The following is a 13259-nucleotide window of genomic DNA, read 5'->3' as shown; positions in this document are numbered from 1 at the left end:
AAACTATGCCCTGTCCCTAAGCAATGCACTGAATATGTGTGAAACACCCCATCTATAGTGGGTGCCTGCATCCTTTTGCAAAAGCTTTGAAGCAATAGTCTCAAAGCTCTTAGTAGCCTTGCTGTTTGGATATTCCAAGGACACCACCTTCTGATTTCGCACTGCCTTTTCTAGATTAGTATCGTAAGGAATGTATCCTAAGTAGTCCAAATCGCCACCTAAGAACTTCTTTACCACTGATTGCATCTTAAGATAGACAGCCTGCCCTTCCGACTCACTGATAACCTTATTTGCAATCAGGTGTACATTGGTTCCATCCTTGATGTATTTGCTGTTCTTACACATTGCCTTCATCAGGGAATAGGAATCCGTCAGCGAGCTTGGCTCAGGAGTGGAAACAAGCAGCACCTCAGGTGATGCTAACACAAATTCCAGAACCTGATCCGAAACACCCGCACCTGTATCTATTATAAGAATATCACATAAATCGTTTAAAAGTGATAGATTATGCACTAAAAACGTAATTTGTTCACGATTTAGATTATTTAAACCCACCACTCCGGAACCACCTGATATGAAGCCAATGCCCATGGGCCCAGTGGTTATAATGTCTCTGATGCTCATTCCTTTGAAAATCACATCGGACAAATTAAAGTTAGGCAAGGTTCCAAACATAACCTCAACATTGGCCAGACCAAAGTCTGCATCCAAAATAATTACCTTTTTTCCCATTTTGGTAAATTGGACAGCCAAGTTTACAGCCATATTTGACTTTCCAACGCCGCCCTTACCTGAGGTAATGGTAATAACCTTGGTATTTTCAACGTTTTTTATGCTTTTCGCCTTAATGACGTTACGTAAATTTTCCGCTTGATCCATTTAGTTTCCTCCCAATAACTGTTTTACCAGCTTCTGGGCATTAACAATCTCAATGTCATCTGGAACATTCTGACCTGTGGTGATATAGGAAAGAGATGCCCCTGTGTAAAGCTTCATGTTAAAAATGTTACCGAGACATTTCGTTTCATCAAGCTTAGTAAATATCATATTAAAATCTGTAAATCCCATATAGGAATCTGCAATATCAATTAAATCCTTATGCTTTGTTGTTGCCGACAGCACAAGGTATACCTCTGAATCATAGAAACCATTAAGTGCTGTAACAAGCTTTTTGGTATCTTCTCTCTGCTGGTCATTTCTGTGAGAAAAGCCGATTGTATCAACCAAAATAACCTCTAGATCCTGGTACTCTCTTATCTGCTTTTTAACTGTTTCCAAAAGCTCATCAGCTGAATAGATTACATTAAGTGGAACGCCAAGGATATTTGCATAGGTCTGAAGCTGATTTGCAGCAGCCATTCTGTATGTATCAGCAGTGATTAGTCCAACCTTTTTACCCTCTTCAACCTTAAATTTTGAGGCGATTTTAGCGATGGTGGTTGTCTTTCCAACACCTGTAGGACCAATGAAAAATACAACCTTTGGCTTCTTTTCTCCTGACTGAATTCTGGTTGGAGTACCAAGCTTTAACACCATCTTCTGATAAACAGAAGAAAGCAGATTATCCAAAGAATGGCTGGTTCTTAAAAGCTTGTCCATGTCATCCAAAACCTGATTAATATATTTCTCCTGTACCTCATTATCTAAAAGCACGTTGTAAAGCATCTTTACAAAAACATGGGTATCCCCCTCGATAGATAACTTTTCAGTAGCCCTCTCTACAGGCCTCTCTACCTGTCTTTCAACAGGCTTTTCCTGAACGACAATCTTAGGTTCTGGTGTAAAATTCACCTTTTCAGGCTCAGGTGGTCTAACAAAAGCTGGTCTTGAATAGGTAGGTTCATAGAGCTTTGCTCTAGGTGCAGTGCCAGAAAGTGGTTCAAAATCGGTGGTTGTTTCCATCATAGCTTTATCTCCCCCCTCTTCTTCGTGCTCTTGCTTTTCCAAAACCTGATTTACAGCAGAAAACGCATCCTTAAGAATCAATGCATCATCAGCAACTGCATCAAAGCTGCTGGTTTTCTCTTCTGTTACAGGCACTGCAAAATCAAGTGCCTCCTTTAAAAAACCATCATCCTCTACTGCAGCAGTTACTTCATAGGTGTTGCCCTTGAAGAAGCTCTTTAGGCCCTTTGGCTTAATGACCTTTACATTCATGATGACTGCGGCGCTCCCAAGCTCCTCACGAACCTTTGCCATAGCCTCTTCTTCTGTTTTTCCAGTGTACTTGTTAATTGTCATTTAATTCACCCTGTAACCATTCCTACTGATGTAAGTTCTACGTTTGAATCAATTTCGTTATAGGAAACTACAATCAAATCCTTGATGTAATCCTGAGTCATACTCTTGAAATACATTCTAACGATTGGCGATGTAACTACTATAGGAGTTCTGCCAAGCTCTTCAAGCTTCTTAATTTCCTCCTCAAGAGAAGCAATGATAGCTTTAATTCTTTCTGGATCAAGAGTCAGGTATGCGCCCTGCTCTGTCTGTTTAATAGACGCCATGATATCCTGTTCAACCTTAGGGTCAACAGTGATAACCTGAGTAACCTCGTTAGGTGTAAAGTAGCGACTAGATATAGCTCGCTTCAAGCCCTGGCGAACATATTCTGTCAGGACGTCTGTGTCGTGAGTTGTTGTGGCATGGTCTGCCAAAACCTCGAAAATTGAAAGCAAATCTCTGATAGAAACACCCTCTGAAAGAAGATTCTGAAGAACCTTCTGAACATCTCCAAGACCAAGAAGTTTTGGAATAAGCTCTTCCACGATAACAGGATTTGTTTCCTTGAGGTTGTCGATAAGATTCTGAACATCCTGTCTGGTGAGAAGTTCTGCAATATGGCTTCTAATAATCTCTGTAAGGTGAGTAGCGATAATTGAAGGTGGATCAACAACTGTGTAGCCAAGTGACTCAGCTCTCTCACGTTGTGATTCTGTAATCCAAAGTGCTGGTAGATGGAAGGATGGCTCGAAGGTTGGAATACCTGTGATTTCCTCCTCAACATAACCTGGATTCATAGCCATATAGTGGTCGAAAAGAATTTCTCCCTCTGTAACCTGAATACCCTTTATCTTTATAATGTATTGATTTGGATTCAGCTGAATATTATCTCGAAGTCGAATGATTGGAACAACAGTACCAAGCTCCAAAGCAATCTGACGACGAATCATAACAACTCGGTCAAGAAGGTCACCACCCTGATTTACATCGGCAAGTGGAATGATACCGTAACCAAACTCAAGCTCGATTGGATCAACCTGAAGGAGTGAAACAACATTTTCAGGCTTTCTGATTTCTTCTGCCTCAGTCTCCTCAGCTGCAACCTCCTCCTCAATTTTCTCTTCTCCAATGGTCTTCGACATTGAATAGCCTGTTGCTATAAAGGCTGCCGCAAAGCCAAGGAAAAGAACAGTGTTAAGTGGAGTGAAGGCAAGTACCGCCATCGCAGCTCCAACTATATACATAACCTTTGGAATTCCAAAAAGCTGTTTAATAAGAATTCCTGAGAAGTCTGCCGATTTTGAGCCCTTAGTTACGAGAATACCTGTTGATAATGAAATCAGAAGAGATGGTATCTGGGAAACAAGTCCATCACCAATTGTTAAGACACCAAACTGCTGAATGGCATCTGCAAATGGAAGTCCCTGATTCAGCATTCCCATGGCACAGCCGCCTGCAAGATTAACAACTGTGATGATAAGACCAGCAGTAGCATCTCCTTTTACGTACTTAGTAGCACCATCCATGGCGCCGAAGAATGCCGATTCTTCCTGAATCTTATCTCTTCTTCGTTTTGCCTCTGCATCATCAATTGCGCCCGTGTTCAAATCAGCATCGATAGCCATCTGCTTACCAGGCATAGCATCCAGTGTGAAACGTGCTGATACTTCAGCTACACGCTCAGAACCTTTATTGATAACCATAAACTGGATGATAATCAAAATAATGAAAATGATTGCACCGATAATCAGGTCATTTCCACCTACGAAGGTTCCGAAGGTTCTAACTACGTTTCCAGGGTCACCAGATGAAAGAATGAGCTTAGTAGAGGAAACATTTAATGAAATTCTAAAAATGGTGGTGAACAAAAGCAATGTCGGGAAGAAGGACATATCCAAAACTTCCTGAACAAAAAGAACGTTCATCAAAACGATAAGTGCTACGGATATATTGAATGCAATCATTACATCCAGCACAAAATTAGGGATAGGAATAATGAAGAAAGCAACAGCGGCAAGCAAATATATAGCAACGCCAACATCAGCCTTCTTAACAGATGCTGCAAATTCCATTTTTTACTCCCCCTTTCCCCTAAATTTTAAACAGCCTGATTCCGTTCTGTGTAAACAACAGCCAGGATTTCTGCCACTGCCTGATAGAGCTCCGGCGGAATGGTTTCATCAATATCAACTGTTGCATACAAGGCTCTTGCAAGTGGTTTATTTTCTACAACCGGGACGCCGCTTTCCTTAGCAGCATCCTTAATTTTCTTCGCCAAATAATCTTCACCCTTTGCCACAACTCTCGGTGCCTCATCTTTGGTGTTGTCATATAAAATTGCCACAGCAATGTGGGTAGGGTTTGTGATAACAACGTCGGCCTGAGGCACATTTTTCATCATACGCCTCTGGGAGCTTTCCATCATACGCTGACGTTGTTTACCTTTAATCTGAGGATCTCCTTCAGTGTTTTTATATTCATCCTTGACCTCCTGCTTGGTCATCTTCATATCATCAGTGAATTTCCACTTCTGATACATGTAATCAGCAAGTCCAAGAATGATATAGACGATACTGATTTTTATACCAGTATCAACTATTATCTGAAATATCATGCTAAGTGCGGCTTTTAAACCAATATCATAAAGGATAAACAAATTATTTGCCTGATCCTTTATAGTGGTGTAGGCAATATAAATAATCAAAAATAGCTTTGCCAATGCCATAACCAGGTTCATAATTGAATCCTTGGAAAAGATTCGCTTAAAACCATTGACTGGATTAAATTTGCTAAGCTTTGGCTCCAGCGGCTTCATTGTTGGCTTCCAGCCTACCTGAATCAGGTTTGCAACAAAGCCTGTGAAAAAACCTACTATTAAAAATGGAAGCAGGATAATTAGCATTCTCAAAAGCAGAGACTGAAAAATTCCTTCAGTAGTCTGTATTGTAAGTCCACTTCCATTCATCTTTACAATGTCAGGAATGATGGAATAAATCCAGGCAAATATTTCCTCGAATCGCGTGCCTGCGAAGCCCAAAAAAATTCTTAGGGATAGGAAAAATCCAAGAAGTGCCACTCCATTTACAACTTCTTTGCTCTTTGCAACCTTGCCCTCTTTTCTTGCATCAGCAAGCTTTTTGCTGGTTGGCTGTTCGGTTTTTTCACCGCCCTCACCATCCTTGGCAAAGAACTGCAGATCGTATGGAATTAGCAAAACTCGCTGTTTTTCCATCAAATCATTCATTAACTCAATCCCTTAATACAATCCCTGAATATATAGCACCATCATCTTCTTCATCTCCTTAAAGATGAAGGCTGCAATGTCTGGCAGCAGGAATACTGTCAAAAACAAAATCATAAAACCAACTATGATTTTCAGCTGTGCACCAACGGAAAACATATGAATCTGAGGTGCAACCTTTACCATAATTCCAAGTATTGCATTTAAAATCATAATAACTGCAAACACTGGAAGAATGATTCTAAACCCGATAACAAATACATCGGAAATAAATGTGATGGTGGAGGTAAAAAGTGAATCCCACCTAAAAATGGTTCCGCCTAATGGTATAAGCGCGAATGCATCGCAGAAGGATCTGAAAATATATCTGTGCATTCCCGATAATACAAGAAGAATCATTATAAAGTTGTTATAAAGGGTTCCTGTAACAGTGGTTTCAACCCTAAGGCTTGGGTCATATTCCTGTGCCATGGATAGACCGATATTCATATCAATCATATTTCCAGCAAGAAGAATGATAAAGGTACAGCAATAGGTTGAAAAACCAATTATTAGTCCAGTTATGGCTTCCTTTATAACTAAAAAAGCATATCCAATAACCGTAGAATAATTTAAGGCACTAAAATCAACAACAAAATACAGCATAAGAGACACTAGGGCGCTAAAGCCCACCTTGACCCTGGCTGGTGTATTGCTGGTGTTAAAAAACGGTGCCACTACTACAAACATGGATATGCGGGTAAGTATCAACAAGAAGTATTCAAAGTTTTCTAAAGTAAAATGTAAACTAAACATCCTATTCTAGCCCAGGTAAATACTGAAATTAAGCCACATATTTGTGATATATTCTGTTAACACTGTAAGCATCCATGGACCGAAAAAAATAAGAGCAGCAAAGACACCTACAATCTTTGGAATGAATGTAAGGGTTTGCTCCTGAATAGATGTGACTGTTTGAAATATACTGATAATAAGACCGATAGAAAGAGATACTAGCAAAAGTGGCAAAGATGTAATAAGCAATGTGTATATAGCATCTCTAATGATATCTAATACCTGTCCCTCAGTCATAACCTACCCTCTCCTGGTTGCCATGCATTTTCAATCAGTAAAATGTCTTTACCAATCCGCCGATGCAAAGATCCCAACCATCTACCAATACAAACAACAAAATCTTAAATGGAAGTGAAATCGTCGTCGGTGGCAGCATCATCATACCCATTGACATAAGCACGGATGCAACAACCATGTCTATTACGATAAATGGTACATAAATCATAAAGCCAATAATAAAGGCTGTACGAAGCTCTGATAAAATAAAAGCTGGTACTACAATTGTAAATGCTACGTCGTCGTAATGATCCTCCTCGTAGGTAACACCGGCAATCTCACAGAAGAGATTCAAATCCTTAACCTGAGTCTGACCATACATAAACTCTCGAATTGGCCCAATGGCTGCATCAATTGCCTCCTGCTGTGTGATATCTCCCGCATCAAAAGGATCAATAGCATCTGTTTTGATTTGGGTGAAAACAGGTGACATGATGAATAATGTTAAAAACAACGCCAAACCAATCAGTACCTGATTCGGAGGCGCTGTATTTGTTCCTATAGCAGCGCGAATAAAGTGCAGAACTATAACGCATCTGGTAAAGGAAGTTAACATTATAAGGATTGATGGTGATAAGGTTAAAATGGTAAGAATGACAAGCATTCTAAGGGTGGAAGTAAAATTTCCATCCTCACCATCAAATCGGAGTGTGAAGCCACCGCCCGAACCTACAACTTCATCAGAAGCATTTGGTGCCTTTTCAGTGGCGCCATAGGTTCCATTTGCAGCACCATATTCGGTGCCATCCATTTCAGTAGCCTCAGCAGGCTCTGTAGTATTTGCATTATTTGTAGTATTAGTTGAATTTGTTGCATAGGCTGTCACCCCTGTGTAATAGACGGTGACTCCTGCAACCATAATTGCAAAAAAGAAACTTAAAACCAAGTAAGCCTTTTTTAATTTATTCATAACATAATCTGCCCTAACGATGTGTGGTATTATTTCTTCTTTGAAAGCTTGTCCAAAACACTTTTGAAATCCACAGGAGCGGCACTTACAATATCCTGGCCTTCGATTTCTTTAAGCTGAGAGGCAGATATTTCACCGAGAGGTACAACCTCATCCTTGCCGATGGCAATGACAAAATATCTATCCTCACCAGCTCTTATTATTTGAACATATTTATTGCTGGAAATTTTAATAGCCTCAATAATTTCAAGGTTTTTATTGAAGCCCTGAACCTTCTGGTAGCCGGCAATCCACTTGGTTACATAATAGGTAATTGCAAGAACACCTACAAAAACAACCAATAGGAATATAAGCTGCAAGAAACTTCCTCCAGCAGAAGAAAGAAAAAGCATGCTATCCGATAACCTTCTTTACAGCCTCAAGAACTCTCTCAGCCTGGAATGGCTTAACGATGAAATCCTTGGCTCCTGACTGGATAGCTTCAATAACCATGGCCTGCTGACCCATAGCAGAACACATAATTACACATGCGTTAGGATCTTTTTCCTTGATGGCTTTAAGGGCGCCAATACCGTCCATCTCAGGCATTGTGATGTCGAGAAGAACAAGATCAGGTGTAAGTTCAGCATACTTATCAACGGCAATCTTTCCGTTTTCAGCTTCGCCTACAACATTGTAGCCATTCTTGGTGAGAATGTCCTTGATCATCATTCTCATAAATGCAGCATCGTCACAGATTAAAATGTTTTTTGCCATGTTTTCATCTCCTTAAATATGCATTAATCTTTAATGATTTCTGTAATTCGTACTCCAAAGGATTCCTCGATAACTACTACCTCTCCTTTGGCCACGTACTTGCCATTTACAAGCACATCTATAGGTTCACCAGCTATTTTGTTTAGCTCGATGATAGTACCAGGTGCAAAATCCAGAATATCCTGGATTGTCTTGTTGGTTCGACCAAGCTCTACTGTTACCTCCAAAGGTACATCTAAAATCAGGTCGATGTTCTCCTGTGCAAACTGTGCACTGAAATTTGGTCCAAAAGGTGTAAACTGAGCAGGTTGAACATTGATTTGTGGCTGCGGCGCATAATATGGCTGAGCCATCATCGGCTGTCCCTGCATCATATTTGGATCCATTTGAGGTGCTGCCGGAGGAGGCGATGCCTGTGGTGCTGCCTCTGGTGCAGGTGGTGGAGCAGCTTCCGCTGCAGGAGGAGGTGATGCCGCATCGTCCACAGTGGACTTGGAATCAGTCTCCATAGTATTTTGAACCGCACCGCACATTTCCTTTGCCAAAGAAATTGGATACAGCTGCATCATTTCTGAATCAACTAAATCTCCAATTTCCATTTTGAAAGCAATTCTAACGAAATTGTTCTCAAGGAAAGAATCTATCTCACCACCACTTACAGCAGCCAAATCTGTGAGGGTTGCATTTGGTGGAGAAATATCTACCATCATGCCAAGCATAGATGAAAGGGATGTTGCCGAAGCACCCATCATCTGATTCATGGCCTCTGAAATAGCTGAAAGATGGAGTTCGGTAATCTCACCATCGGTGTTTGTACCGTCACCGCCCATCATCAAGTCGGTAATGACCTTAACATCGTTTTCCTTTAAAACAAGAACGTTGCTTCCATCAATACCTTTTGTATATCCAATACGAACAACAACACATTTGTCCGTATAATTGGATGCCAACTCATCCCAATTTGTTTCTGTAACTACAGGAGTAGAAATCTCAACTTTGATATTTACCAGCGCGAACAATGATGTTGCAGCGCTACCCATACTGATATTGGCAACCTCGCCAATAGTATCAATTTCCTCACTGGTAAGCTCTCCGCCACCACCGGAACCTGAGGTATCAGCTGGTGCATCTGGAACCCCGCCGGCAAGTAGTGCATTTATCTCTTCTTGTGATAATACACCATCACCCATTCTACTGCTCCTCCCTAATGATTTCTGTCACACGGACTGCATATCCTTTTCCTGAAGCACCTGGTAGGGCAGCGAATTTCCTAATGTCGCCCACAAAAACATCCAGCTCTTCGTCAACTTTTCTATCAAGCCTGACAATATCGCCTACCTGGAGTTGAGAGAAATCTGCTACTGTAATAACACTGTTGCCAAGGACGGCCTTTACAGGTATCTGAGCCCTGTGAATAAGGTTTTCCATCGTCTCTGAATAGCTATCTCCTGTCTTCTCCTTTTGACTACTATACCAGAACTTTGTGTTTAATTTGTCCATAACTGGCTCTAAAGTTATAAAAGGAAGACAAATATTCATAAGGCCTTCCACATCACCTATCTTTATATTCAAGGTGACAATCGCAATCATTTCTGATGGCGATATAATCTGTGCGAACTGAGAGTTTGTCTCGATTCGCTCTAATCTAGGATGTAAATCCAAAACGTTTTCCCATGGTTCTCTCAGCAAATCAATGCAGGAGCTCATGACACGTTCGATTAGCAAAAGTTCGATTTCAGAATAATCTCTGACCTTATCAAGTGGCTCTCCCACTCCACCAAGCATTCTGTCCACCATGGCGAAGCCTAAATTAGAAGCCATTTCAACGATTATGTTTCCCTCTAGTGGAGAGAAATCTACTACACCAAGAAGTACAGGATTTGAAAGGGAATTTGAAAACTCCATATAGGTAACAGCTTCGGAATTCATTACCTCAACCTGTATATTCTTTCTAAGGAAAATCGGCAAGTTGGTAGATAAAAGTCTGCCATAATGCTCGAATATAATTTCCATTGTTCGAAGGTGCTCTTTTGAAAACTTGGAAGGTCTGGCGAAGTCGTAGTTCTTTACGGGCTTCTCCTTATTGTTTTTCATCTCTTCCGCATCAACTTCTCCGGAGGTCAGCGCATGCAAAAGATTATCTATTTCGTTTTGTGAAAGAACGTCACCCAAGCTTTCTCACCACCATTCTGCCCCATTAGGTTGTATACTAAAACAATGTAGTTCGGCCATTATGATTGCCTGCGGCAAAGGGGCCTCACAGCATAATTTTTCACAAATCAAAGATTCGGGAAAAATATGCTATTGATATGTCGCACTAGAGAAATTAACCCTGACAATGAAGGATGACTTAAACAGTCCCTGAAGAGCTTCAAGGATTTCTTCCTTTACTTCATCTTCTCTTGTTCGCATATCTTCAATTGTATTATTGGCTACAACAGATTTGATAGTGTCACTTATGATATTGTCATAGCCTGTCAATCCATTAGCCTGATACTTCTCTGTCCAATCCTTATTTGTACTATCAATGGAAAGTGATACGGCAAGAACTGCATAATGTAAGCTGCCATCTCCACTATCCTTTAGATTGATTGTCATTGTGCCTCCAGATGCAACAGGATAATCAACCATATCTGCCACATCAACAGCAAGAGAACCAGCTGTATCTCCTGCAACTAAATCCAAATCAATGGCTGAGCAAACCTTTGTAATGAGCTCATTCGCCTTTTTAGTCTCAGGAATAATCGTAATTGTAAGAACCGCTGTAAGAACAAGATTAACCACTACAAGCGCCAGTATAACAACTGTAATCAAATTCTTTTTCATAGCTTGTCCTTTCTTCCTAATACTATTCGTTTATGTCAGAAGTTAGTGAATTGTAAATCTTAATCTCAACACGCCTGTTTCTTGCTCTGCCTTCAGCAGTTGAATTATCAGCAAGTGGAACATACTCGCCTCTACCAGCTGATTTGATGTGGGCTGGATTAATATTGGTCTGACTCCTTATTCTGTCAGCTACGTATAGGGCACGGTACATTGAAAGTACATCATTATTTTCATAAGTACCTGACGACATTGGTACATTATCTGTATGACCTTCAATTTCGATTATATTCTGATCATACTCAGATAAAATCTTAGCCAGATTATCAACTATACCAAGTGCTTCCTCTGTCAAAACGGCTTTGCCTGAATTGAAAAGCAGTGCGCCGTTGATAGTAAGCATTACATAATTTGCATTATATTCAATTTCAACCTGGTCAATAAGACCATGGAGTTTAAGCTGTTCTTCAATCTGTTCAGCTATTTGTTCACTCTCAGAGGCTCCAGCTTCTTCAAGAGCTTCTTTTGCCTCTTCTACCGAAACATCACCTGCGCCAGTGGCTGTATTGTCACCTACATTCTCTCCCTGCCCCTGGCTTTCGGATTCGCTTATATTTCCTTCAGAGGTATTTTGCGTTTCGCTATCTCCCTCTTTGTCATAGGACTCGTCATCACCATCATGAACACTGTTGAAATAGTCATCAAACATTTCAAGCTGGCTGATACCAGATGAAATCATATGACCTTCACCAATTGAAGTGCCACCTGATGAAAAAATACTAAAGCTAGACTGAATACTTGCAATTACCTCTTCAAACTTTGCCGTATCCGTACTACTCATGGAGAAAAGCAAAACGAAGAAGCAAAGGAGCAAGTTCATCAAGTCGGAGAAAGTGGCCATCCAGGCAGGAGACCCAGCAGGAGCTTCCTCTTGCTTTTGCTTCTTAGCCATCTTTACTCACCTCCTCCGCCATCACCACCGATAGCATCACGAGCAGATGGTGGAAGGAATGATTTAAGCTTTTCTTCTATTACACGTGGGTTTTCACCGGCCTGAATAGAAAGTAGACCTTCCACGGTAATTGACTTCATCATTATTTCAAGACCATTATCTACACCAAGCTTTGCAGCTGTAGGACCTGTAAGCCAGTTTGCAATCAGTGAACCATAAAGTGTGGTCAGCAAAGCAACCGCCATGTTAGGACCGATTGTAGATGCATCTGAAAGGTTCTGTAACATATTAACAAGACCAACGAGGGTTCCAATCATGCCCCATGCAGGTCCCATTTCACCCCATTTTTGCCAAAAGGCTATAACAACCTTATGTCTATCTTCAAGACAGCTCATGTCTGTCTCTAGAATTGCTCTAACAAGTTCTGGATCTGTACCATCAACTACAAGATTAATACCTTTTTTTAGGAACTCATCTTCAATACTGTGAGCTGCCTCTTCAAGCGCAAGAATACCTTCTTTACGGGAAATATTGGCAAGGTTTATAATGTTGCCAATTGTATCAGCTGCATTACCTACTGGAGGCTCCTTGATGGCTAACGTCAAGCCCTTCAGACCAGATACGAAGTCTGGCATCTTGTTACAGTACATACAAGACGACAAAGAACCACCGATAGTGATGATGACTGAAGGAACATCTATAAAGTTTGCCATGGCTGCAACACCACCGGATGATACGATACCGAATACGACCATGACTACACCAAGTAATAATCCAAGTAAAGAAGCTATATCCAAAACTCTCTCACCACCTCGTCAAAACAACGATTTTCAGTCTCCAATAAGAAAAGCCAGATAATTTTGTATAAAATTACACGATATACACTTTTGTGATTATTTTACTAGATTTATACACTATTGTCTACTTTTCTAGGTAAAATCGTCGCATATTATTGTGTTATTTTCGTGTCCAAACCACTATATATTGAATATTCACAAAAGTTTTAGAATTTATTCGAAAATTTGACACATCCCCAAACACAACGAAAGCAGCCTCCAAGGTTTCCATGCTCCCGCAGGGCACCCTTCATACTCGAGCATGGGCCCCACCCGCCCGGTGTAGGTCCCTCCCATGCTCGGCATGACGCTTCCCTGCTCGCGCTTACCAAGTTTTTTGAGGCTGCTTATTTTTATTTTTTTAGATGAGCTAGTAGGTAACAAGCTATTAGGTTTCTCAAGCGAAGC

Annotated in this window: 14 protein-coding genes; all 14 read right to left on the bottom strand. The window is 40.8% G+C overall.

All coding sequences use genetic code 11. The features are described from left to right. Nucleotides 1-3: 3 nt before the first annotated feature. Entirely contained in the window at nucleotides 4-879 is an 876-nt protein-coding gene (locus FXF36_RS11790; RefSeq protein WP_151624326.1) for a MinD/ParA family protein, read from the bottom strand. Further along, the gene (flhF, locus tag FXF36_RS11785; protein ID WP_151624323.1) at nucleotides 880-2241 is read right to left on the bottom strand and encodes a flagellar biosynthesis GTPase FlhF; all 1362 of its coding nucleotides are present in this window, start codon (nucleotides 2239-2241) and stop codon (nucleotides 880-882) included. It abuts the gene before it with no gap. 5 nt (nucleotides 2242-2246) lie between these two features. Continuing rightward, nucleotides 2247-4295, bottom strand: a complete 2049-nt coding sequence (flhA, locus tag FXF36_RS11780) for a flagellar biosynthesis protein FlhA (RefSeq protein ID WP_151624321.1) — start codon at nucleotides 4293-4295, stop codon at nucleotides 2247-2249. Between the two features lie 26 nt (nucleotides 4296-4321). Next, nucleotides 4322-5467 carry a flagellar biosynthesis protein FlhB gene (gene flhB, locus FXF36_RS11775; RefSeq protein WP_243143506.1) on the bottom strand — a complete coding sequence of 382 codons (1146 nt, stop codon included), beginning with the start codon at nucleotides 5465-5467 and terminating at the stop codon, nucleotides 4322-4324. Between the two features lie 12 nt (nucleotides 5468-5479). Then, nucleotides 5480-6259: a flagellar biosynthetic protein FliR gene (locus tag FXF36_RS11770; protein ID WP_151624319.1), complete on the bottom strand. Its 780-nt coding sequence runs from the start codon at nucleotides 6257-6259 to the stop codon at nucleotides 5480-5482. A 6-nt stretch (nucleotides 6260-6265) separates the two neighbouring features. Further along, nucleotides 6266-6535, bottom strand: a complete 270-nt coding sequence (fliQ, locus tag FXF36_RS11765; RefSeq protein ID WP_151624317.1) for a flagellar biosynthesis protein FliQ — start codon at nucleotides 6533-6535, stop codon at nucleotides 6266-6268. Nucleotides 6536-6569: 34 nt separating this feature from the next. After that, nucleotides 6570-7484: a flagellar type III secretion system pore protein FliP gene (gene fliP, locus FXF36_RS11760; protein ID WP_151624315.1), complete on the bottom strand. Its 915-nt coding sequence runs from the start codon at nucleotides 7482-7484 to the stop codon at nucleotides 6570-6572. 29 nt (nucleotides 7485-7513) lie between these two features. Next, nucleotides 7514-7843 carry a flagellar biosynthetic protein FliO gene (locus tag FXF36_RS11755; RefSeq protein ID WP_167511379.1) on the bottom strand — a complete coding sequence of 110 codons (330 nt, stop codon included), beginning with the start codon at nucleotides 7841-7843 and terminating at the stop codon, nucleotides 7514-7516. Nucleotides 7844-7877: 34 nt separating this feature from the next. After that, nucleotides 7878-8240, bottom strand: a complete 363-nt coding sequence (locus tag FXF36_RS11750) for a response regulator (RefSeq protein ID WP_015549898.1) — start codon at nucleotides 8238-8240, stop codon at nucleotides 7878-7880. Nucleotides 8241-8263: 23 nt separating this feature from the next. Continuing rightward, the gene (gene fliY / locus FXF36_RS11745; protein ID WP_151624312.1) at nucleotides 8264-9430 is read right to left on the bottom strand and encodes a flagellar motor switch phosphatase FliY; all 1167 of its coding nucleotides are present in this window, start codon (nucleotides 9428-9430) and stop codon (nucleotides 8264-8266) included. Nucleotide 9431: 1 nt separating this feature from the next. Then, nucleotides 9432-10412 carry a flagellar motor switch protein FliM gene (gene fliM / locus FXF36_RS11740; RefSeq protein ID WP_151624310.1) on the bottom strand — a complete coding sequence of 327 codons (981 nt, stop codon included), beginning with the start codon at nucleotides 10410-10412 and terminating at the stop codon, nucleotides 9432-9434. A gap of 129 nt (nucleotides 10413-10541) precedes the next feature. Further along, nucleotides 10542-11066, bottom strand: a complete 525-nt coding sequence (locus tag FXF36_RS11735; protein WP_151624308.1) for a flagellar basal body-associated FliL family protein — start codon at nucleotides 11064-11066, stop codon at nucleotides 10542-10544. 22 nt (nucleotides 11067-11088) lie between these two features. Continuing rightward, nucleotides 11089-12015 carry an OmpA/MotB family protein gene (locus tag FXF36_RS11730; RefSeq protein ID WP_151624306.1) on the bottom strand — a complete coding sequence of 309 codons (927 nt, stop codon included), beginning with the start codon at nucleotides 12013-12015 and terminating at the stop codon, nucleotides 11089-11091. A gap of 2 nt (nucleotides 12016-12017) precedes the next feature. Next, entirely contained in the window at nucleotides 12018-12812 is a 795-nt protein-coding gene (locus tag FXF36_RS11725) for a motility protein A (RefSeq protein WP_151624304.1), read from the bottom strand. Nucleotides 12813-13259 lie beyond the last annotated feature (447 nt).

The organism is Pseudobutyrivibrio xylanivorans, from assembly GCF_008935055.1.
GTDB classification, from domain to species: Bacteria; Bacillota; Clostridia; order Lachnospirales; family Lachnospiraceae; genus Pseudobutyrivibrio; species Pseudobutyrivibrio xylanivorans_A.
This window is presented reverse-complemented; position numbering and strand designations above follow the sequence as displayed.

What these genes read in the sequence shown, in the direction of transcription:
- FXF36_RS11790 (WP_151624326.1), bottom strand. Translation starts at nt 879, where the DNA reads ATGGATCAAGCGGAAAATTTACGTAACGTCATTAAGGCGAAAAGCATA.
- flhF (WP_151624323.1), bottom strand. Translation starts at nt 2,241, where the DNA reads ATGACAATTAACAAGTACACTGGAAAAACAGAAGAAGAGGCTATGGCA.
- flhA (WP_151624321.1), bottom strand. Translation starts at nt 4,295, where the DNA reads ATGGAATTTGCAGCATCTGTTAAGAAGGCTGATGTTGGCGTTGCTATA.
- flhB (WP_243143506.1), bottom strand. Translation starts at nt 5,467, where the DNA reads ATGAATGATTTGATGGAAAAACAGCGAGTTTTGCTAATTCCATACGAT.
- FXF36_RS11770 (WP_151624319.1), bottom strand. Translation starts at nt 6,259, where the DNA reads ATGTTTAGTTTACATTTTACTTTAGAAAACTTTGAATACTTCTTGTTG.
- fliQ (WP_151624317.1), bottom strand. Translation starts at nt 6,535, where the DNA reads ATGACTGAGGGACAGGTATTAGATATCATTAGAGATGCTATATACACA.
- fliP (WP_151624315.1), bottom strand. Translation starts at nt 7,484, where the DNA reads ATGAATAAATTAAAAAAGGCTTACTTGGTTTTAAGTTTCTTTTTTGCA.
- FXF36_RS11750 (WP_015549898.1), bottom strand. Translation starts at nt 8,240, where the DNA reads ATGGCAAAAAACATTTTAATCTGTGACGATGCTGCATTTATGAGAATG.
- fliY (WP_151624312.1), bottom strand. Translation starts at nt 9,430, where the DNA reads ATGGGTGATGGTGTATTATCACAAGAAGAGATAAATGCACTACTTGCC.
- FXF36_RS11735 (WP_151624308.1), bottom strand. Translation starts at nt 11,066, where the DNA reads ATGAAAAAGAATTTGATTACAGTTGTTATACTGGCGCTTGTAGTGGTT.
- FXF36_RS11730 (WP_151624306.1), bottom strand. Translation starts at nt 12,015, where the DNA reads ATGGCTAAGAAGCAAAAGCAAGAGGAAGCTCCTGCTGGGTCTCCTGCC.